General features: G+C 72.1%; 20 protein-coding genes. 8 read left to right on the top strand and 12 right to left on the bottom strand.

Translation table 11 applies throughout. The annotated features are described in order from the left end of the window. Positions 1-55 precede the first annotated feature (55 nt). Positions 56-511, top strand: a complete 456-nt coding sequence (locus ACFY3J_RS13170; RefSeq protein WP_384179949.1) for an ATP-binding protein — start codon at positions 56-58, stop codon at positions 509-511. 58 nt (positions 512-569) lie between these two features. Here ACFY3J_RS13170 and ACFY3J_RS13165 read toward each other — a convergent pair whose 3' ends face one another. Further along, on the bottom strand, positions 570-1,454 hold the full coding sequence (locus ACFY3J_RS13165) for an RNA polymerase sigma factor SigF (RefSeq protein WP_390840869.1): 885 nt from the start codon (positions 1,452-1,454) through the stop codon (positions 570-572). Between the two features lie 326 nt (positions 1,455-1,780). Here ACFY3J_RS13165 and ACFY3J_RS13160 point away from each other — a divergent pair, with 326 nt between their 5' ends. Then, complete coding sequence (locus tag ACFY3J_RS13160; RefSeq protein WP_384179953.1) at positions 1,781-2,197, top strand: helix-turn-helix domain-containing protein; 417 nt, start codon at positions 1,781-1,783, stop codon at positions 2,195-2,197. A gap of 67 nt (positions 2,198-2,264) precedes the next feature. Here ACFY3J_RS13160 and ACFY3J_RS13155 read toward each other — a convergent pair whose 3' ends face one another. The 3 genes from ACFY3J_RS13155 to ACFY3J_RS13145 form a co-directional block, all read right to left on the bottom strand. Then, positions 2,265-2,867 (bottom strand): ATP-dependent Clp protease proteolytic subunit, encoded by a 603-nt coding sequence (locus ACFY3J_RS13155; RefSeq protein WP_365426042.1) that lies wholly within the window; start codon positions 2,865-2,867, stop codon positions 2,265-2,267. Position 2,868: 1 nt separating this feature from the next. Beyond that, a complete protein-coding gene (locus ACFY3J_RS13150; protein ID WP_384179956.1) occupies positions 2,869-3,528 on the bottom strand; it encodes a ClpP family protease in 660 nt (219 codons plus the stop codon). Between the two features lie 111 nt (positions 3,529-3,639). Then, positions 3,640-4,842, bottom strand: coding sequence for an epoxide hydrolase family protein (locus tag ACFY3J_RS13145; RefSeq protein ID WP_390840868.1), 1,203 nt, complete (start codon positions 4,840-4,842; stop codon positions 3,640-3,642). A 373-nt stretch (positions 4,843-5,215) separates the two neighbouring features. Between ACFY3J_RS13145 and ACFY3J_RS13140 the strand changes: the two genes are divergently transcribed. Next, the gene (locus ACFY3J_RS13140; protein ID WP_384179960.1) at positions 5,216-5,698 is read left to right on the top strand and encodes a VOC family protein; all 483 of its coding nucleotides are present in this window, start codon (positions 5,216-5,218) and stop codon (positions 5,696-5,698) included. Between the two features lie 91 nt (positions 5,699-5,789). Here ACFY3J_RS13140 and ACFY3J_RS13135 read toward each other — a convergent pair whose 3' ends face one another. Further along, the gene (locus ACFY3J_RS13135) at positions 5,790-6,797 is read right to left on the bottom strand and encodes a zinc-binding alcohol dehydrogenase family protein (protein ID WP_384180076.1); all 1,008 of its coding nucleotides are present in this window, start codon (positions 6,795-6,797) and stop codon (positions 5,790-5,792) included. A gap of 189 nt (positions 6,798-6,986) precedes the next feature. Between ACFY3J_RS13135 and ACFY3J_RS13130 the strand changes: the two genes are divergently transcribed. The 4 genes from ACFY3J_RS13130 to ACFY3J_RS13115 all read left to right on the top strand — a co-directional run bounded on the left by ACFY3J_RS13130 (position 6,987) and on the right by ACFY3J_RS13115 (position 10,212). Then, a complete protein-coding gene (locus ACFY3J_RS13130; RefSeq protein WP_384179962.1) occupies positions 6,987-7,784 on the top strand; it encodes a VOC family protein in 798 nt (265 codons plus the stop codon). 54 nt (positions 7,785-7,838) lie between these two features. Then, on the top strand, positions 7,839-8,531 hold the full coding sequence (locus ACFY3J_RS13125) for a ribonuclease H (RefSeq protein ID WP_384179964.1): 693 nt from the start codon (positions 7,839-7,841) through the stop codon (positions 8,529-8,531). Positions 8,532-8,638: 107 nt separating this feature from the next. Further along, positions 8,639-9,622 (top strand): aldo/keto reductase, encoded by a 984-nt coding sequence (locus ACFY3J_RS13120; protein ID WP_384179966.1) that lies wholly within the window; start codon positions 8,639-8,641, stop codon positions 9,620-9,622. Positions 9,623-9,717: 95 nt separating this feature from the next. Then, complete coding sequence (locus ACFY3J_RS13115; RefSeq protein ID WP_384179969.1) at positions 9,718-10,212, top strand: DUF6328 family protein; 495 nt, start codon at positions 9,718-9,720, stop codon at positions 10,210-10,212. A gap of 18 nt (positions 10,213-10,230) precedes the next feature. On the opposite strand, the gene ACFY3J_RS13110 is transcribed toward ACFY3J_RS13115, so the two are convergent. From ACFY3J_RS13110 to ACFY3J_RS13095, 4 genes are all read right to left on the bottom strand, one after another. Next, complete coding sequence (locus ACFY3J_RS13110) at positions 10,231-10,656, bottom strand: SsgA family sporulation/cell division regulator (protein ID WP_390840867.1); 426 nt, start codon at positions 10,654-10,656, stop codon at positions 10,231-10,233. A gap of 131 nt (positions 10,657-10,787) precedes the next feature. Further along, entirely contained in the window at positions 10,788-11,747 is a 960-nt protein-coding gene (locus ACFY3J_RS13105) for a threonine/serine dehydratase (RefSeq protein ID WP_384179973.1), read from the bottom strand. Between the two features lie 117 nt (positions 11,748-11,864). After that, the gene (locus tag ACFY3J_RS13100; RefSeq protein ID WP_390840866.1) at positions 11,865-12,542 is read right to left on the bottom strand and encodes an AIM24 family protein; all 678 of its coding nucleotides are present in this window, start codon (positions 12,540-12,542) and stop codon (positions 11,865-11,867) included. A gap of 37 nt (positions 12,543-12,579) precedes the next feature. Then, the gene (locus tag ACFY3J_RS13095; protein ID WP_384179978.1) at positions 12,580-13,812 is read right to left on the bottom strand and encodes a serine hydrolase domain-containing protein; all 1,233 of its coding nucleotides are present in this window, start codon (positions 13,810-13,812) and stop codon (positions 12,580-12,582) included. A gap of 312 nt (positions 13,813-14,124) precedes the next feature. On the opposite strand from ACFY3J_RS13095, the gene ACFY3J_RS13090 reads away from it, so the two are divergent. After that, on the top strand, positions 14,125-15,915 hold the full coding sequence (locus ACFY3J_RS13090; protein WP_390840865.1) for a M4 family metallopeptidase: 1,791 nt from the start codon (positions 14,125-14,127) through the stop codon (positions 15,913-15,915). Between the two features lie 73 nt (positions 15,916-15,988). On the opposite strand, the gene ACFY3J_RS13085 is transcribed toward ACFY3J_RS13090, so the two are convergent. From ACFY3J_RS13085 to ACFY3J_RS13075, 3 genes are read right to left on the bottom strand one after another with little or no spacing between them, the layout of a single operon-like run. Beyond that, positions 15,989-16,339: a UBP-type zinc finger domain-containing protein gene (locus ACFY3J_RS13085; RefSeq protein WP_384179982.1), complete on the bottom strand. Its 351-nt coding sequence runs from the start codon at positions 16,337-16,339 to the stop codon at positions 15,989-15,991. Then, positions 16,336-17,823: an ATP-binding protein gene (locus ACFY3J_RS13080; RefSeq protein WP_390840926.1), complete on the bottom strand. Its 1,488-nt coding sequence runs from the start codon at positions 17,821-17,823 to the stop codon at positions 16,336-16,338. The genes ACFY3J_RS13085 and ACFY3J_RS13080 overlap by 4 nt, the downstream gene beginning before the upstream one ends. A gap of 11 nt (positions 17,824-17,834) precedes the next feature. After that, positions 17,835-19,511: an FAD-dependent oxidoreductase gene (locus ACFY3J_RS13075; protein ID WP_384179984.1), complete on the bottom strand. Its 1,677-nt coding sequence runs from the start codon at positions 19,509-19,511 to the stop codon at positions 17,835-17,837. Positions 19,512-19,633: the final 122 nt, after the last annotated feature.

Below are 19,633 nucleotides of genomic sequence, written 5' to 3'. Positions count from 1 at the left end.
GTAACAGCACACATGCAGCAGTGTCCGGCCTGGCCGGCTTCCGAGAGAGACACGCATGACCGACCATCTGGACGGGGCAGTGATAGCGACTGGCTTCGACGTTCCCGTGGAACCGCTCCGGCGGGCGACGCACTACACCGGCGAACCGGGTTGCATCGCCGAGGCGCGTTCCTTCGCCGCGCACTTCCTGGAGCAGCTCAGGACCGAGTGGTGCGCCGAGATCGGCCGCCGTTGCGGCGACGCGCTCCTGCTGGTGGTCAGCGAACTGGTCACCAACGCCGACCGGCACAGCGACGGGCCGTACATCCTGGAACTGGAGGGTACGGACAGCGCGGTGAACGTGTGCGTGTACGACAGCAGCGCCGCACTGCCCCGGCGCTTCCCCCGGGATCCGCGGCGCGTGGGCCGGCACGGCCTGGAGATCGTGCACGCGCTGGCGCTGGAAGTGACCGTGGAACGCGTCCCGGTGGGCAAGCGGGTCCGCGCACTGGTCGAGCTCGGCGGCGAGTGACCGGCGCGCGACCCGCGCGGGAGGCCCCCAGGCTCTGGCGGGGGTCCGGCAGGAGGCCTCAGGCGCAGCCCAGTTCGCCGAGCATGCCCTGGCGCAGCTGGGTGATGATCCGCTTGATCAGCCGGGAGACGTGCATCTGCGAGCAGCCGAGCCGTTCGCCGATCTCCGCCTGGGTGGCCTCCTCCACGAACCGCAGGTGGATGATCTGCCGGTCGCGTTCACTGAGCCCGGCCACCAGCGGCGCGAGGGAGTGGAAGTCCTCGACCAGCCTGATCCCGTCCTCCTCCACGCCGATGAAGTCGGCGAGCACCGCCTCGCCGTCCTCGGGTCCTTCGCCGGTGAGAGCGGCGTCCAGCGACGCGGAGTTGTAGCCGTTGGAGGCGATCTGGGCCTCGACCACCTGGTCCTCGGGGATGTTCATGAGCGTGGCGAGTTCGGCCACCGTCGGGTCCCGGTCCAGGCGGCTGGACAGCTCCTCGCGTGCCCGGGCCAGTTCCACCCGCAGCTCCTGAAGCCGCCGCGGCACGTGCACCGCCCACGTGGTGTCGCGGAAGAACCGCTTGATCTCGCCGACGATGTAGGGCAGGGCGAAGGAGGTGAACTCCACCTCGCGCGACAGCTCGAACCGGTCGATGGCCTTGATCAGGCCTATCATCCCGGTCTGGACGATGTCCTCCATGTCGTCGCCGCGGTTGCGGAACCGGCCGGCCGCGAACCGCACCAGCGACATGTTCATCTCGATGAGCGTGTTGCGGGCGTACTGGTACTCGTGCGTGCCCTCGTCGAGTTCCGTCAGACGCCGGAAGAAGTGGCGGGACAGCTCGCGCGCGTCACGCGGAGCGACCGACCGCGGGTCCTCCACCCCCGGCAGCGGCTCGCCACCCGTCACGGCCTCCCGGGTCTCCTCGACCGCTGCCCCGGACCGGATCACGGTGGTGTCCATCGCCTCTCCCACGTAAGTCACGGTTCGCCCTCTGCCTCGTCGGCCTGCGTACGTCTGTTCCGGCGCCGGCGGCACCGAGCGGTTGCGCGACCCCCGGGTACCCGGCCCGCCGGAATGTATGCGCGCCGCCGGCCTCGGGGGTCGTGCTCCGCTCCCTGCCTGCCGGGCCGTTGGAGCTGCGGATACCCGGAGTGACCCGGCACATGCCCCTCGTGTGCCGGGCGGCGTGAATTCGCCGGTACGGGGTGGGGAGGTCCGGCCGCGAATTCACCCAGGGCGCAACCGCCCTTCCCTCCGCCCGTGTCCGGGACTTCTAGGCTGAGGGGATGAGCGAACGAGCGCCGAACCAAGCCCGCGTCATCCCCCTGCGCCCGCCGGCCGCGCGCCCGGGGCCGTCCCGTCCGGCATCCGGACGTCCCGCCCAGGGCGCGGCCCCCAGGGAACCCCTCTGGCGCGATCTGGTCGGCGACGTCCTGCGCCGCGAGCGGCAGGCGCAGGAGCGCACGCTCAAGGACGTCGCGGACGCGGCGCGGATCTCGATGCCGTATCTGTCGGAGATCGAGCGCGGCCGCAAGGAGGCCTCCTCGGAGGTCCTCGCGGCCGCGGCGCAGGCGCTCGGCTTCGGCCTCGGTGACCTGCTCTCACTCGCCCAGGACGAGCTGGCGCGGACCGCACGAAGCGGCGCCGTGCGCGGCCGCCGCCCGTCCGTCCCCCGTAACGACGGACTGTGCCTGGCCGCCTGACGGCCGCACCCGGCCCGGCGCCTCGGAGCCGGGAGCCGGACCCGCGCGAGGCGCCTGCCCGCGCGGGTCAGACCCGCGCGAGGCGCCGGCTCAGCACCTCGTCGGCCAGCCCGTACGCCACCGCCTCCTCGGCGGTGAACACCTTGTCGCGGTCCATGTCCGCGCGCAGAGTCGCCGCGTCGTGGCCGGTGTGCCGGGACAGCACCTCCTCGACCTGGGAGCGGATCCGGCTCATCTCCCTGGCCTGGACCGCCAGATCGGAGACCGTGCCCTGCCGGCCGCCGGTGGCAGGCTGCCCCAGCAGCACCCGGGCGTGCTCCAGCACGAACCGCCGCCCCGGGTCCCCGCCCGCCAGCAGCACCGCCGCCGTCGAGGCCGCCTGCCCCACGCAGAACGTGGAGATCGGCGCCTGCACGAACGTCATCGTGTCGTAGATGGCCATCAGCGAAGTGAACGATCCACCGGGCGAGTTGAGGTAGATCGCGATCTCCTGGTCCGGGGCCGCCGACTCCAGGTGGAGCAGCTGGGCGATGACGACGCCCGCGACGCCGTCGTCGATCTCGGTGCCGAGGAAGACGATGCGTTCGTTCAGCAGCCTGCTGAACACGTCGTAGGACCGCTCACCCTGCGCGGTCCGCTCGACCACGTACGGAACCGTGTACGACCCCATGTCACAACCCCATCCGTCGGCGCGAGTTGGCCGGGCGGATGTCGGCGAGCGACTCCACCACCCGGTCCACCATCCCGTACTCCCTGGCCTGTTCGGCGGTGAACCAGCGGTCCCGGTCGCCGTCCCGCGAGATCGTCTCCTCGCTCTGCCCGGTGTGCTCGGCGGTGATCCGCTCGATGGTCCGCTTGGTGTGCTCCAGGTTCTCCGCCTGGATCTCGATGTCCGCGGTGGTGCCGCCGATGCCCGCCGACGGCTGGTGCATCATGATCCGCGCGTTCGGCAGCGCGAACCGCTTGCCGCGCGCCCCCACCGCGAGCAGGAACTGGCCCATGCTGGCGGCGAATCCCATCGCCAGTGTCGACACGTCGTTCGGGATGAGCCGCATCGTGTCGTAGACGGCCAGCCCCGCGGTGACTGATCCGCCGGGGCTGTTGATGTACAGGGCGATGTCGGTGTGCGGGTCCTCGGCCGACAACAGCAGCAGTTGGGCGCACACCCGGTTGGCCGACACCTCGTCGACCTGGGTGCCCAGGAACACGATCCGCTGGGCGAGCAGCCCGGCCGCGAGGTCGTCGTCGAACCGGCTGGGCGGGGTGTCGTGCTCCTCGGCGCGCGGCGCGAGCGCGCCGGGTGAGAGCAGCAGCGCGGTTGGTGGGGTCATCGGATCTCCTTGTCGTGGCACGGATGCCGTGGACCCCACTGTCGGCCCGGAGCCACCGCCGCGTGCGGTTTCTCTGCCCGTGGCAGATTCGCCACCGGCAGAGCGGCCCGCTCAGCCCTTCTCGCGCAACTGCCGGAAGAACGCCCGCACATCGGCGACCAGCAGGTCCGGCTCCTCCATCGCCGCGAAGTGCCCGCCCCGGTCGAACCGCGTCCAGCGCACGATGTTCTCGGTGCGCTCCGCCCGGTGCCGCAGCGGGACCTGCAGCTCGGCGGGGAAGACGGCGAGCGCGGTCGGCGCGGTCGACGGCTCGGCGGGCGCGGCGGCCCGGCCGGAGGCGTGCGCCCGCTCGTAGTAGATCCGCGCGGACGAACCGGCCGTCCCGGTCAGCCAGTACAGCATCACGTCGGTGAGCAGCCGGTCCCGGTCGACGGCCTCCTCGGGCAGCTCCTCGGAGTCCGTCCACTCGCGGAACTTCTCGACGATCCAGGCGAGTTGGCCGACCGGAGAGTCGGTGAGCGCGTACGCCAGGGTCTGCGGACGGGTCGCGTGCAGCATCGCGTAGCCCGTGCCCTCCCGCTGCCAGTCCTCCCAGCGCCGCCACGACGCGAGTGTCCGCTCCCGCTCCTCCGAGCCGAGCCCGGCCAGCTCCTCCCCGGTCGGCTCGGTGGACTGCTGCGCGCCCGGCAGCAGATTCAGGTGGACGCCGATCACCCGGCCGGGGTGGGCGCGGCCCAGTTCGCGGGAGATCATCGCGCCCCAGTCGCCGCCCTGGGCGCCGAACCGCTCGTAGCCGAGCCGCCGCATCAGCTCGGCCCACGCGTCGGCGACCCGTCCCGCCTCCCAGCCCCGCTCGGTGGTGGGCCCGGACAGTCCGAAGCCCGGAATGGTCGGCAGTACGACGTGGAAGGCGTCGGCCGGGTCGCCGCCGTGGGCGGCCGGGTCCGTGAGCGGGCCCACGATGTCGAGGAACTCGACGATCGAGCCCGGCCAGCCGTGCGTGACCACCAGCGCGGTGGCGTCCGGCTCCGGGGAACGGACGTGGACGAAGTGCACGTTCGCCCCGTCGATCGTGGTCGTGAACTGCGGCCACCGGTTCAGCAGCGCCTCGGCCGCCCGCCAGTCGTAGTCGTGCCGCCAGTACCGTACGAGCTCGCGCAGGTAGTCGACGGGAACGCCGTAGTCCCAGCCCGCGCCCGGCAGCTCGTCCGGCCAGCGGGTGCGGTCGAGGCGGTCGTGGAGGTCGTCCAGATCGCTCTGCGGGACGCTGAGCTGGAAGGGCCGGATGCCGTCGGCGGGCGGGGACGTCGTCATGCCCGCGATGCTAGGTCCTGTCGTCACATTCCCGCCTGCCTCGCGGCATCCGGCACGTACTCCCCCAAGCTCTTCGAGCAGGGGGGACCCCCAGTCGCGTTGCCGAACCGTCCACGTGGCTCCGCCAAGAGGGCGCTCAGGCGCCTTGCGATCGCACGCACCGGACGCCGCGCGGCCCGCCCTTCGGGCGGACGACGGGAATGTGACGACAGGACCTAGTTCCGACGCGGCTCCATCACGGGCGAACGTCGCCTGCCGCGGCACTGGTTCCGGACTGCCGTAGCGCACGCGATTTTTTCCGGAGCCGCCGATGAGTTTCGCGGCGCGGGCCGGTCGATACACATGACCGCGTCGCACACCCCAGGAGGAACCCGTGGCCACCGAAGGATTCACCACCTGTCTCTGGTTCGACGGCCAGGCCGAGGAAGCCGCCCACCACTACGTCTCGATCTTCAAGAACTCCACCATCGGGCGGATCGGCCGCTACACGGAGGCCGGGCCCGGCCCGGCCGGATCGGTGATCGCGGTCGACTTCGTGGCCAACGGCCAGAAGTTCGTGGCACTGAACGGCGGCCCCCAGTTCACGTTCAACGAGTCGATCTCCTTCCAGATCCACTGCGAGAACCAGGAGGAGATCGACCACTACTGGACCAAGCTCACCGAGAACGGCGGTGAGCCCGGCCCCTGCGGCTGGCTCAAGGACAAGTACGGCGTCTCCTGGCAGGTGGTCCCGGACAGGCTCATCGACATGATCGGCGACCCCGACGCCGAGAAGGCGGCCCGCACCACGCGGGCGATGCTCGCCATGCGCAAGCTCGACATTGCGGCCCTGGAAAGGGCGTACGCGGGCGAGTGACGGCGGGCGACGGGGCCGGTCCACCCATCCGGGGGAGTGGACCGGCCCCGCCATTTTGTGCACGGGCCGGGCGCGAGGTGCGGGGCCCCGGTCAGGACAGGTCGTTCACCAGCACCGCGGCCCCGTCGAAGCGGCCGGCCTTGAGGTCCTCCAGCGCCTGAGGGGCCCGGGAGAGCGGATAGGTGTGCGTAGTGGCGCGCACTCCGTGCCGGGCGGCCAGGGCGAGGAAGTCCCGGCCGTCCTCGCGCGTGTTCGAGGTGACGCTGCGCAGCTCCTTCTCGTAGAAGAGCTCGCTCTCGTAGCGCAGCGGCGGTGTGTCGCTCAGGTGGATACCGGCCACGGACAGGACACCGCCGCGGTCGAGGGCCCGCAGAGCCACGGGCACCAGATCGCCCACGGGGGCGAACAGGATCGCGCTGTCCAGCGGCTCGGGCGGCACCGCGTACGCGTCCTGGGCCGAGGTCGCGCCCAGCTCCAGCGCGAGTCGCCGCGCGGCCGCCCCACGGGTCATGACGTGCACCCTGGCGCCCTTGGCGAGTGCCACCTGCGCGCACAGGTGGGCGCTGCCACCGAACCCGTACAGGCCGAGGCGTCCGCCGCGCGGCAGGGCGGCCCGGCGCAGCGCCCGGTAGCCGATGATGCCCGCGCACAGCAGTGGCGCGAGCGCGACGTCGTCGACCTCGCCGGGCAGCCGGTAGGCGAAGGCGGCCGGGACGGTCGTGTACTCGGCGTAGCCGCCGTCGGCGTCCCAGCCGGTGTACCGGGAGGCCGGGCACAGGTTCTCCGCGCCGCGCAGACAGTACGCGCAGGTGCCGTCGGTGTGGCGCAGCCAGGCCACGCCCACCCGGTCGCCCGGCGCGAAGCCGTTCACCGCCCGCCCCCGGCCCGTGACCACGCCCACGACCTCGTGGCCGGGCGTGACCCCGGCCCTGTGCACCGGCAGATCGCCCTCGGTCACGTGCAGATCGGTGCGGCACACCCCGCACGCCCGCACGTGCACCAGCAGCTCGTCGTCCCCCGGCACGGGAACCGGCTTCGCCGTCAGCCGCAGCGGGCCCTCCTCCACCGGCCGGGGCCCGGTCACCGTCCACGCCCGCATCGTGCCGTCCGTCATCCCGCCGTCCGCCATCTCGCGCCCCGTCCGCCGAAGGCCGCCCGGTCCACCCCTGTCCGGTACACCTCTGTCCGTCCCAGTGTGGAACAGGCGAGCCCGCTCAGCGCGCGATCGGACCCGGGAGTCACTAGCGTGAGGGCGGGACACATCAGCGATCGGGAGAGGGCGGCGGCCATGGCGGTACGACCCGAGGGAACCCCCTGCTGGGCCGATGCGATGTTCAGCGACCTCGAGGGGGCCAAGAGCTTCTACGCCGAGGTCCTCGGCTGGACCTTCGGCGAGTCCTCGTCGGAGTACGGCAACTACACGCAGGCCTACGCGGACGGCAAGGCGGTGGCCGCCGTCGTACCGCCCATGCCCGGGCAGGAGGGGCAGTCGCAGTGGTGCCTGTACCTCGCCTCGCCCGACGCCGCCGCCACCGCCCGCAGGATCCGCGACAAGGGCGGCGAGGTGCTGATGGAGCCCATGCAGGTCGGCGACTTCGGCACCATGTGCCTGGCCCGGGAGCCCAGCGGTGCCGTGTTCGGCGTCTGGCAGGGCGGCACCCACGAGGGCTTCGAGGCGACCGCGGTGCCCGGCGCCTACTGCTGGGCGGAGGTCTTCACCCGCGAGCCCGCGAAGGCCGACACCTTCCTCACCGCCGTCTTCGGCTACACCGCCAAGCAGCTCCAGGACGAGGCGATCGACTTCCGCCTGTTCGACGTGGGCGGCGAGACGGTCCTCGGCCGGATGACGATGACGGAGGACTTCCCGCCCGAGGTGCCGTCGTACATCAACGTCTACTTCACCGTCGCGAACTGCGACGAGGCGGTCGCCGCCGCGACCGGGCGGGGCGGTGTGCTGCGGTTCGGTCCGCACGACAGCCCCTTCGGCAGGTTCGCGGCGCTCACCGATCCACAGGGTGCGAACTTCTCGGTGATCGACATCACCACGACGAAGGGGGAGAAGCCGCAGGCCGCGGACGTGTCCTAGGCGCGTCCTGGGCGGCGGTCCGAAGGACCCGGCCGGCGTGGCATGATCGGGCCCATGCGTGAACGTGTGGTGGCCGCCTGCGACGGGGCGTCGAAGGGAAATCCGGGTCCGGCGGGCTGGGCGTGGGTCGTCTCGGACGACGCCGGGACCCCGGCCCGCTGGGAGGCGGGAGCACTCGGCACCGCCACCAACAACGTCGCTGAACTCACCGCGCTGGAGCGGCTGTTGACGGCGACCGACGCGGACGTGCCGCTCGAGGTGCGGATGGACTCGCAGTACGCGATGAAGGCCGTGACCACCTGGCTGCCCGGCTGGAAGCGCAACGGCTGGAAGACGGCCGCGGGCAAGCCGGTCGCCAATCAGGAACTGGTCGTCCGGATCGACGAGCTGCTCCAGGGCCGCTCGGTCGACTTCCGCTATGTGCCCGCCCACCAGGTCGACGGCGACCCGCTGAACGACTTCGCCGACCGGGCGGCCAGTCAGGCGGCGAGCGCGCAGCAGTCCGCGGGCAGCGCCCTCGGCTCGCCGGAGCCGCCGCCCGCCGCCCCCGCGTCCGCCGCCCCGCACCGCCGCGCGAACGGGACCAAGCCGGCGCGGCCGCGCGCCGGCGGCGCGTCGTCCCGCACGATCAAGGCGAAGTTCCCCGGCCGCTGCGTGTGCGGCCGTTCCTACGCGGCCGGCGAGTCCATCACCCGCAACGACCAGGGCTGGGGCCACCCGGAGTGCCGCACGGCGGCCGCCGGATAGCCCGTTCGCCACGCGCGGGACGCCGGCCCCCGCGGTCGCCTCTGCCCGGGTGAGCACCCGGAGCGGCCCGCACCGCGCGGGCGGACGGCTGATGACAGACTGTCGCCATGGACGAACGTGAATTCGGCAGGTCGCACCAGCACGCGTCGGTCGTCGGGCTCGGCACCTGGCAACTGGGCGCCGACTGGGGCGACGTGGACGACAAGGAAGCCGTCTCCGTACTGGAGGCGGCCGCCGAGTCGGGGGTGACCTTCTTCGACACGGCCGACGTCTACGGCGACGGGCGCAGCGAGTCGGCCATCGCCACCTTCCTCGGCAGCCGGCCGGACCACCACGTGCTGGTCGCCACCAAGATGGGCCGACGCGTCGAGCAGGTCCCGGAGAACTACGTCCTGGACAACTTCCGCGCCTGGAACGACCGTTCGCGGCGCAACCTGGGCGTCGACCGCATCGACCTGGTGCAGCTGCACTGCCCGCCCACCTCCGTGTACTCCAGCGACGCGGTGTTCGACGCGCTGGACACCCTGGTGGAGGAGGAGCGGATCGCCGCCTACGGCGTCAGCGTGGAGACCTGCGCCGAGGCGCTGACGGCGATCGCCCGGCCGAACGTGGCGAGCGTGCAGATCATCCTCAACCCGTTCCGCATGAAGCCGCTGCGCGAGGTGCTGCCCGCGGCGCGGGAGGCGGGCGTCGGCATCATCGCCCGGGTCCCGCTCGCCTCCGGGCTGCTGTCGGGCAAGTACACCAAGGACACCGTCTTCGCCGCCGACGACCACCGCACCTTCAACCGTCACGGCGAGGCCTTCGACCAGGGCGAGACCTTCTCCGGCGTCGACTTCGCCACGGGCGTGGAGGCCGCGGCCGAGTTCGCCGCGCTCGCCCCCGAGGGGTGGACCCCGGCCCAGCTCGCGCTGCGCTGGATCATCCAGCAGCCCGGCGTCACCACGGTCATCCCGGGCGCCCGCTCGCCGGAGCAGGCACGCGCGAACGCCGCCGCCGCGAAGCTGCCCCCGCTGGGCGAGGAGATGCTGACGGCGATCCGGGACCTCTACGAGCGCCGGATCAAGGACCAGGTGGAGGCCCGCTGGTAGCAGCGGGTCGGGGACCGCTCGCCGGGGAACCCGCATGACACAGGGGCCGGCCCGGGACGCGGGCCGACCCCGGGGGCCGGAAGCCGGGAGGCGGAATGGCGGTGACGGGAGACGGCGACGCGGGGCGCTGGGGGCGCCACGAGACCGAGGAGGAGCGGGCCGACCGCAGATGGTCGGAGCTCATCCAGGAGGTGCGGGTGGCCCAGACGGGTGTGCAGATCCTCTTCGGCTTCCTGCTCACCGTCGTGTTCCAGCCGAAGTACGACCACCTGGGCCACACCGACCAGGTGATCTACGTCGTCACCGTCGTCCTCGGCGCCGCGACGACCGGCGCGCTCACCGGCCCGGTGTCCCTGCACCGCCTGGTCTCCGGGCGCCGGGTCAAGCCCCAGGCCGTGGCCTGGGCCTCACGGCTGACCTTCGTCGGTCTCCTCCTGCTGCTCGCCACCATGACCTCCTCCCTGCTGCTGATCCTCAGGGTGGCGACGCACGGGGGGTTCGTGTCCTGGCTGGTCGCCGCGGTGGTGGCCTGGTACCTGCTGTGCTGGTTCGCGCTGCCCCTGTGGACCCGCCGCCGCACCACCCGGTGAGGCGACGTGGCACCTCGCTCAGCTCCCCGCGAGCACCTCCGCGAGGAAGTCGTCGACACCGGTCTCCTCCTCGCCCGGCGCCACCACGGCATGGGTCTCCCGCAGGAAGGCCGCGACGGCGGACGCCCACATGAACACCGTCGCGTGCTGCCGTCCCCCGTCGGCGTGGGCGTCGCCGTAGAACTCCATGCACAGCTCCTCCGACGGGCCGTCGGCGACGGGGCGGAAGCGGACGTCGCCGACGCCGACCGGCTTCGTCAGCCCCTCGCCGAGCATGCCCCGGTCCACCTTCCACCGGGCCAGCACCCGCCCGTCGTGGGCGAAGACGACCGTGACGGCGAACGGGTCGTCGGCGTTGTACTCCAGGTGCGCCAGCACGGGGAAGCGCTCCGTGCCGTGCGCCTGCAACTGCACCACCAGACTCTTGTGCACCAACGCGTTCACGAATTCGGCCCTCCGAGGACGACATCGGGACGTAGACCCCTCTGGTACCCCTGATCCGCGGGAGATGCCCGGCCGTCCGACCGGATCTCCCCGTGCCGCGACGGCCCGGACCGGGGCGCGTGGGGCGCGTGTCAGCGCAGTCCGAACCGGTCCGCCCAGGACATGACGTCGGCGACCGCCGCGTTGCCGCCGCACACCACCAGGCCGAGCCGGACGTCCGGGCCCATCCGCTCCCGGACGTGCCGGGCGGCCGGCAGCAGGCAGCCCGCCGCGGGCTCGGCCCAGACCTTGGCGTGCTCGGCGAGGTCGAGGCAGCCTCGCACGGCCTCCCGGTCGGGCACCACGAGCACCTCGTGGACGAGGGCGCGGACATGGTCGTACGTCAGCTGCGACACCGTCGGCGCGCTCAGCGTCGTCACGATCGAGGAGAGGGCGACCGGCACCGGGCCGCCGGACGCCAGCGCCTCGGACATGGCCTGGGCGCCCTCGGTCTCCACGCCCCAGATCCGCACCCCGGGCCGCAGTGCGCGCAGCGCCGCGGCGACACCCGCGATCAGCCCGCCGCCACCGATGCTGACGAGTACGTCGGTCAGCTCGCCGGTGTCCGCTGCCAGTTCGAGGCCGACGGTGCCCTGCCCGGCGACCACCACCTCGTCGTCGAAGGGATGGACCAGGGTGAGCCCCTCGTCCCGCAGCCGTGCGGCCGTGGCGAACGCCTCGTCCATGCCGTCGGTCAGCCGCACCGACGCCCCGGCCTCCTCCGCGATCGCGACGGACCGGGCGGGCGCCGAGCGCGGCATGACGACGGTGGCCTTCACATGCAGCGCGGCGGCCATCACCGCGAGCGCGATCCCATGGTTGCCGCCGCTGACCGCGACCACGCCCGCGGCCCGCTCCGCCTCGTCGAGCGACAGCAGCCGCGCCGTCGCGCCGCGCGCCTTGAAGGAGCCCGTGCGCTGCAACAGCTCCAGCTTCGCGGTCACCGGGGCGCCTAGCAGCGCGGACAGGCCGGGACTCGGCACGGTCGGGGTGCGCACGACGTGTCCGGCGATCCGCTCGGCCGCGGTTTCGATCTCCGAGATGCCGATCAAGGCAGTCCACCTTTCCGGCGCGGGGTGGTGATCCGCGCCGACCCGACCCTCACCTGCCGGGGGCACGCAGGTCAACAGGTACCGCCGGATCCCGGCCCGCGAGACGGGCCGGCTCCCTCAGTGCTGCTGCGGCCGGTGCGGCGTCGCCTCGCTCGGCCGGACGACGACGACCCCCTCGCCCTCCAGCATCAGCTGCACCGCCTCGCCCGACCCGCCGCGCAGCATCGAGCCGAACGACTGCGAGCGGTGCAGCGACGTCCGCAGGCGGGCGGTCCAGCCGACGACCGCGTTCGTGTCGACGTACACCGGCTGCCGCGGCGTGACCGGTATGACCAGCGGATTGCCCTCGCACACCAGGCCCAGGAGTCCCTGCCCGGTGAACACGCTGTTGAACAGCCCGCCGCCCGCCATGCCCGAGCCCTTGACCGTCCTGATCTGGTACGACAGCGTCGCGTCGAAGCACAGCACGTTGCGGCCGTTGACGGTGAACTCGTCACCCGGGTCGACCTCGACGACGAAGCAGTTCTGGGCCTCCTGCGCGAACCAGGCCTCGCCCTGCCCGCGCACCGCCATCAGCGGCAGCCCCTCCCCGGTGACCGCGCGCTTGAGCATGCCGCCGACGCCCTGCCCCTTGCGCTCGAACCGCAGATCGCCGCGGTAGGCCACCATCGAGCCCTGGCGGGCGAACATCTCGCCGTCCACCGTGTACTTGACGCACTTGGAGTTCTCGACGGACATGCCCGGCGCGGTCGCGGGGCCCACCACGTACTCACTGGAAAACAGGTCACCCTTCATGCGGGCATCCTGCCCGGAGGCGCCTGTTCCGCCAAGGTCACTGGGCGAGGTCGTTCTCCAGGACCGTACCGGGCAGTTGGGCAGTGCCGCGCGCCTTCGTCCGCTTGCCGCAGAACGCCGACTCCAGTGTGCGCAGCATCGTCAGGTGCACCGCGCCGTTGTTGGAGGTGCTGGCGAGCGCGGCCAGGCTGCGTCGGCCGTCCTTGCTCGTGAACGCGTAGGTGTAGTAGCCCTGCACGGCGCCGGTGTGCCCGTACACCGACACCCCGCACGACAGGTCGCGGCGGCGCAGCCCGAGCCCGTACGCCTGGGCGGTGCCCGCCGGCATCCACCGTTCCATCTGGTCCAGTTGCGCGGGGGGCAGCAGCCGACCGCCCAGCAGCGCCGAGAAGAACGTGTTGAGGTCGCGCGTGCTGGAGATGAGCGCGCCCGCGCTCTGTGCCCAGGACATCGTCTGCTCGGTGGCGTCGACCAGGGGCGACTTGGCCTCGTCGGGGGTGAGATAGCCGTGCGCGTACCGGCCGGGGATCTTCATGGCGGGATGGACGTAGAAGGTGTCGCTCAGCTTCAGTGGCTTGATGATGCGGTTGTCGTACGCGGTGCGCACCGAGTGGCCGGTCAGCTTCTCGATGAGCAGGCCGACGACGACGAAGTTGGTGTTGGAGTAGGCGTAGGCGGTGCCGGGCGCATGGGTGCGCGGGTGTTTCAGGGACAGGGCGAGCAACTGGCGGTAGGTGAACACCTTGGTGCGCACGGCCTCGAAGCCGGACACGGTCCTGGCGAACATCTCGTCGCCGTAGTCGTACAGACCGCTGCGGTGGCCGAGCACGTGCCGCACCGTGATCCGGTCGTCGGGCAGCAGTCCCGGCAGGTAGCGGTTGACCGGGTTGTCGAGCTCCATCCGGCCCTCGGCGGCCAGTTGCAGCAGCACGACCGCGGAGAAGGTCTTGGTGACGCTGCCGATGCGGAACCTGTCGGCCGCGTTGATCCAGTCCCCGGTCCTGCGGTCGGCGACTCCCTCCGTGGCCTTGTGGACCGTGGGGTGGTCGTCGTAGGACAAGCGATGGTCGTCGATCCGCGCCATGGCGCCCGGCGCGCCCTGCTTCAGTGCCGTGCGCAGGAGGGTGCCGAGTGCCGCTGTGTCCGGCGCGGGCAGCGCGTCCGGTGCCGCCGTCCCGGGCCGGTGGCCCGCCGCGTGCGCCGGTCCCGCGAGCAGGGCCAGCACCAGCGATCCGAGTACCGCACCGCTGCACACCGTTCGTGAGGCCATACGCTTTCTCTCCCGTCTCCGTCCGCGCGGTGATCCGTGCGAGATCGATCACATTCGGGCAACGCAACCTTCTCCCACCCGGTCACATCTCCGCAGACGACACACAGTTGGCCATTCGCCGATCACTGAGTGGGGTGGGTTGGCAAAGGATTGTCCTGTATCGCACGGAATGGATCATTCGTGCTTTACATGCACATGATCGGTCCATGAGAGTTCCGTCCCGGGGGCCCGACCAGCTCCCATGGCGCACCGGCGTCATCCCCGGGCGGCCGGCGAACCGGGCCTCCGCCACGAACGAAGGAACTCCCGAGAGTGCACAGACCCCATATACGCACCGTGGCGCTCGCCGTCGCGGTGGCGACGGCCGTCACGGGCCTGGCCGGCCCGGCGCTGGCCGCCCCTTCCGGGGGGCAGGACCACACCGTGTCGTCCGCCGGCACATCCACCGACTCGGTGGTGGCCGCCGCCGGCGCCGCGGCCTTCGCGCACGCGTCGGCGACCGGCGTCACCCAGGGGGACGAACTGCGGGCGCAGGACGTGCTGTTCGACCCCGAGGGCGCGCGCCACGTCCGGTTCCTACGCACCCACCGGGGACTGCCGGTCCTCGGCGGCGACCTCGTCGTCCATCTCGACCGGCAGCTGAGGTACACCGGCGTCACCCGGGCCGCCGGCCACACCGTCCGGCCCGCCGCCACCCGGGCCGCGCTGACTCCGCGACAGGCGGCGGCCAGGGCCGCCTCGGCCGCCCACGGGGAGGCGGGCACCGCACGGCTCGTCGTGGACGCCCGTGGCGGCGCCTCCGCCCTCGCCTACGAGGTGCGGGTCACGGCCCCCGCGACCACCGCGAGCGGCGGTTCCCGGATGGTCGTCGTCGACGCCGTCACCGGCGAGGTGCGCAGCGACATGCCCGACCGGGACGAGTTCCTCTCACCCAGGCTGGTCGAGACCCTGCGCAGACGCGGCGAGACGCTCGACCCGGCCACCGGCAACGTCCCGCGGGCCGCCGCCCTCGCCGCGACGCGGTCGGCCGCCGGCTATCCGCGGACCGCGACGGGCACCGGCTCCTCCCTGTTCGTGGGCAAGGTCTCCCTGACCACCACCCGGACTGCGAGCAAGAGCTTCCTGCTGAAGGACCCCAGCCGGTACGGCACGGAGACCCGGGACGCCAAGAACAAACCGCTGGAGAACTTCGCGCGGGGTACGAAGTTCACCAGCACCACCAACAAGTGGGGCAACGGCGCCGTCTCCAGCCGCGCCAGCGCCGCCGTGGACGCGCAGTACGGGATCACCAGGACCCTGGACTTCTACAAGAAGTCCTTCGGGCGCAAGGGCATCAAGAACAACGGCAGGGGCGCCCAGGCCATGGTCCACTTCGGCAACAAGGTCGCGAACGCGTTCTGGGACCCGGCGTGCACCTGCATGCTGTACGGCGACGGCGACGGCCTGATGTTCAAGAAGCCGCTCGTCGCCCTCGACGTCACCGGCCACGAACTCACCCACGGGGTCGTCGACGCCACCGCCGGACTCGAACCCACCTTCGTGGACTCCGCCGGCAACCAGTACGGCGAGCCGGGGTCGCTGAACGAATCACTGGCCGACATCTTCGGCTCCGGCGTCGAGTTCCACGCCAACAACCCCAAGAACCCGCCGAACTACCTGATCGGCGAGAAGCTGGGCCTGGCGCAGAAGTTCCTGCGCCGGCTCGACCGGCCGTCCCTGGACAGGCTCGAGGGCGCGATCGACTACTGGTCGCCCGAGGTGTACTTCACCGAGGTGCACGCCGGTTCCGGTGTCTCCTCGCACGCGTACTACCTGCTCGCCGAGGGCAGCGGCAGCAAGAGGATCGGCGCCGTCACCTACAACTCGCCGACCTACGACGGACTGCCGGTCAAGGGCATCGGCCGTACCAAGGCCACGGCCGTGTTCTACCGGGCGCTGACCCGTTACATGGTGTCCACGACCGACTTCCACGACGCGCGCGTCGCGACGCTGAAGGCGGCCAAGGACCTCTACGGCGCGACCGGCACCGAGTACAAGGCGGTGGACCGGGCCTGGGCCGCGGTCAACGTCACCGCCGCCAACACCCCGGCCACCGTCCGCTGACGGACCGTCAGGACACGGTGACCCGGATGCCCCGCCCCGGCGGGGCATCCGCACGTACGGCGTGGGGCGCGGCTCAGCGCAGGGTGTCCGCCCAGTTCGCCGGGACGCGTCCCGCCGGGCCCGGGGCCGGCTGGTTCGCCGGGTGGCTCTCGGGCGGCGCGAGTTCGGGTCCGGACTCGTAGAACTCGTTCGTGTCGTAGTTCCAGAACCAGTCCTCGCCGGGCTCGTAGCTGCGGATCACCGGGTGACCGGTGGCCCGGTGGTGGGCGGTGGCGTGCTTGCCGGGGGAGTCGTCGCAGCAGCCGATGTGGCCGCAGCGGGCGCAGCGCCGCAGATGGAACCACCAGCCGCCGGCCGCGTCGCACTCGGCACAGCCGGTGCCGCTGGGCGGCACGCTCGGGTCGATTCCGGTGTCACGGGTCATGTCGGCTCCTCGGATGGCGGGCGGTCCTCGGCGGTGAGCGGCGATCCGGCCGCCGTCGGTCCTTCGCCTTCACCGGCGGTCAGTGGCAGCAGCACCTGGAACCGGGTGTCGCCGGGCACCGACTCCACGTGGATGGCACCGTGGTGCTTGTTGGCGACGATCCGCCAGGAGATGTCAAGACCGAGTCCGGTGCCCTGGCCGACCGGCTTGGTGGTGAAGAACGGGTCGAAGATGCGGTCCCGGATCTCCGGCGGCACCCCCGGCCCGGTGTCCCGGAACTCGACCAGCAGCCGGTCGTCGTGGAGCGCGGTCCGCACGGTCAGGGTGCCCTCGCCGCCCGCGCCGTTCATGGCGCACACCGCGTTGTCGATCAGATTGGTCCACACCTGGTTGAGTTCGGCCGGGTAGGCGGGGATCCGCGGCAGCGTACGGTCGTACTCCTTGACGACCTCGATGCGGGGCCCGATCTTGCCCGACAGCATCAGCAGGGTGCTGTCGAGGAGTTCGTGCACATCGGCGACCTGGTAGGGGGCACGGTCCAGCTGGGAGTACTGCTTGGCGGCGTCCACGAGACGGGAGATCCGGGTGGTGGAGTCCGCGATCTCGTCCATCAGCAGCTCCGTCTCCACCGTGTAGTTGAGCCACCCCACGGCACCCGGCAGGATCTCCTCGTCGACGGCCGCCGCGACCTGCTCCAGCCAGTCGACGTCAAGGCCCGCCTGCACGAAGGTGGGCGCCAGTTGCGGGCCCTGGTCGATGCCGTGGTCCTCCAGCCAGTCGGTGAGGGCGTCCTCGCGGTCGGCGGCCTGGAGCGGGCTGAGATCCGGGGCCTTGGCGACCCGCTCGGCCGTACGCTCCTGGATCTCGATGAGGCTGGTCAACTGGTCCCGGGTGAAGGGCCCTCCGGCGATCACGGCGAGCTTGCGCCGCATCTTGGCCACCCGCTCCCGCAGCGTCGCGGTGGCCCGAACGGCCGCCGCCGCGGGGTTGTTGAGCTCATGGGTCAGACCGGCGGACAGCGAGCCGAGCGCCAGCAGCCGCTCCCGCTGCCCGACGGCCGCCTGAGTGCTCTTCGACCCGAAGAACAGCCCCTCCAGCAGGTGCACCGCCATCGGGAACCATTCCCGCATGATGTCCGCGAACGCGTCGGCGGGCAGCACGAAGAACCGCGTCGGCTCCGTGACCCGCATCGAGTTGATGTAGACCTGCCGCAGCCGGTCCCCGAGGTACGCCTGCATGGCGCCCGAGTACACCCCGCGCTGCGAGGTCCGGGTGACCTCCACGTCGTCGCCGCCGACCCGGCGGGAGAGCACCACCGTGCCCTCGATCATCACGTAGAAGCAGGTGGCCGGCTCGCCCTCGGTGTACACCGGGCCGGGCTCGAACATCTCCACCCGCCCCTCGGCGCACAGCCGGCCCATCTGCTCGGGCCGGAGCTTCTCGAACAGGAACAACGAGCCGACCTCACCGGGGCTGCACGGCATTCGCCGGCCGCTCACGACTGCTCCAGGTAACGGTGGACGAGCAACACGGCCATGGCTCCCTCTCCGACGGCGGACGCGACCCGCTTGGCGGACTCCGCGCGCGCGTCACCGGCTACGAACACGCCGGGCACGTTGGTCTCCAGGTGGTACGGCGGCCGGTCCAGCTCCCACCCCGGGGGCGGCCGGCCGTCGGCGGTGAGGTCGGGCCCGGACAGGATGAACCCGCGCCCGTCCCGCAGCACCGTGTCGTCCAGCCATTCGGTCCGCGGCGCCGCGCCGATGAACACGAACATCCACTGCGTGTCGACGAGTTCGGTCTCCCCGGTGGCCGTGTCGCGCAGGGCCAGCTTCTCCAGGTGGCCCGAGCCGTGCGCGGAGTCCACGACGGTGCCCGTGCGCACCGTGATGTTGGGAGCCTCTTCGATCTGCTGGATCAGGTAGTACGACATCGACGCCGCCAGCGACGCCCCGCGCACCAGCAGGGTCACCGACTTCGCGCCCCGGGACAGGTACATCGCGGCCTGTCCCGCGGAGTTGGCGCCGCCGACGACGTAGATGTCCTGCCCCTGGCAGGCGGGCGCCTCGGTCAGCGCCGAACCGTAGAACACCCCGCAGCCGGTCAGCTCCTCCACGCCGGGCGCCGGAAGCTGCCGGTAGGACACGCCCGTCGCCAGGATCACGCTGTGCGCGGCGACCGCCGAACCGTCGGAGAACCGCACGGTCCGCGCCGCGCCGCAGATCTCCAGGCCGGTCACCTCGCGCGCGGTCAGGATCTCCGCGCCGAACCTCGTCGCCTGCCGGCGGGCCCGGTCGGTGAGCTGGGCGCCGGACACGCCGTCCGGGAACCCGAGGTAGTTCTCGATCCGGGAGCTCTGCCCCGCCTGTCCGCCGGTCGCCGAGCGCTCCACGAGCACCGTCCGCAGCCCCTCGGAGGCCCCGTAGACGGCCGCGCCGAGCCCGGCCGGGCCGCCGCCGACCACCACCAGGTCGTAGAAGTCGGCCGCCGGTGTCGTCGCGAGCCCCACGTGGGCCGCGAGCTCGGCCGCCTCCGGTTCGAGCAGCGGGGTGCCGTCCGGGGTGACCACCAGCGGCAGCCGCTGACCGTCCTGCCCGGCCGCGGCCAGCAGCCGCCTGCCCTCCGGTTCGTCCGAGGAGTACCAGCGATACGGCACCTGATTGCGGGCCAGGAACTCCCGCACCTGGGAGGACCGCGCCGACCAGCGGTGCCCGACCACCTTCGTGCTCGGCACCGGCCGGTAGTCGCCGGCCCGCCAGACCTGGAGCAGGTCGTCCAGGACCGGGTACAGCTTCTCCTCGGGCGGGTCCCAGGGCTTGAGGAGGTAGTGGTCGAGGTCGACGACGTTGATCGCGTCGATCGCCGCGTCGGTGTCCGCGTACGCGGTCAGCAGCACCCGCCGGGCGCCCGGGTGGATGTCCAGGGCGCGTTCGAGGAACTCGATGCCGTTCATCCGCGGCATGCGGAAGTCGGCCAGGATGACGGCTACGGGGTCGCCGCGCAGCTTCAGCTCGCGCAGCGCGTCCAGCGCGGACTCGCCGGACTCCGCGCGCACGATCCGGTACGACCCGCCGTAGCGCCGCCTGAGGTCCCGGGCGACGGCGCGGGAGACGCCCGGATCGTCGTCCACGGTCATGATGACGGTCCGCGCCTGCTCCACGGCCTGTGTCATGCGGCTGTCACCCCGGGTGCTCGGATCGGCGGCCCGGTGCCCCCGTCGTCACCACGCCGGCTCCTGACCATCGTATGTGCGGCCGTACCGCTTCGCCCGGGTATGCGGGAGGCGACAGCCCC

The sequence above is a fragment of the Streptomyces sp. NPDC001231 genome (assembly GCF_042896885.1).
Lineage (GTDB): Bacteria > Actinomycetota > Actinomycetes > Streptomycetales > Streptomycetaceae > Streptomyces.
The sequence above is the reverse complement of the archived record's forward strand: the minus strand, read 5'-3'. Positions and strand labels throughout refer to the sequence as shown.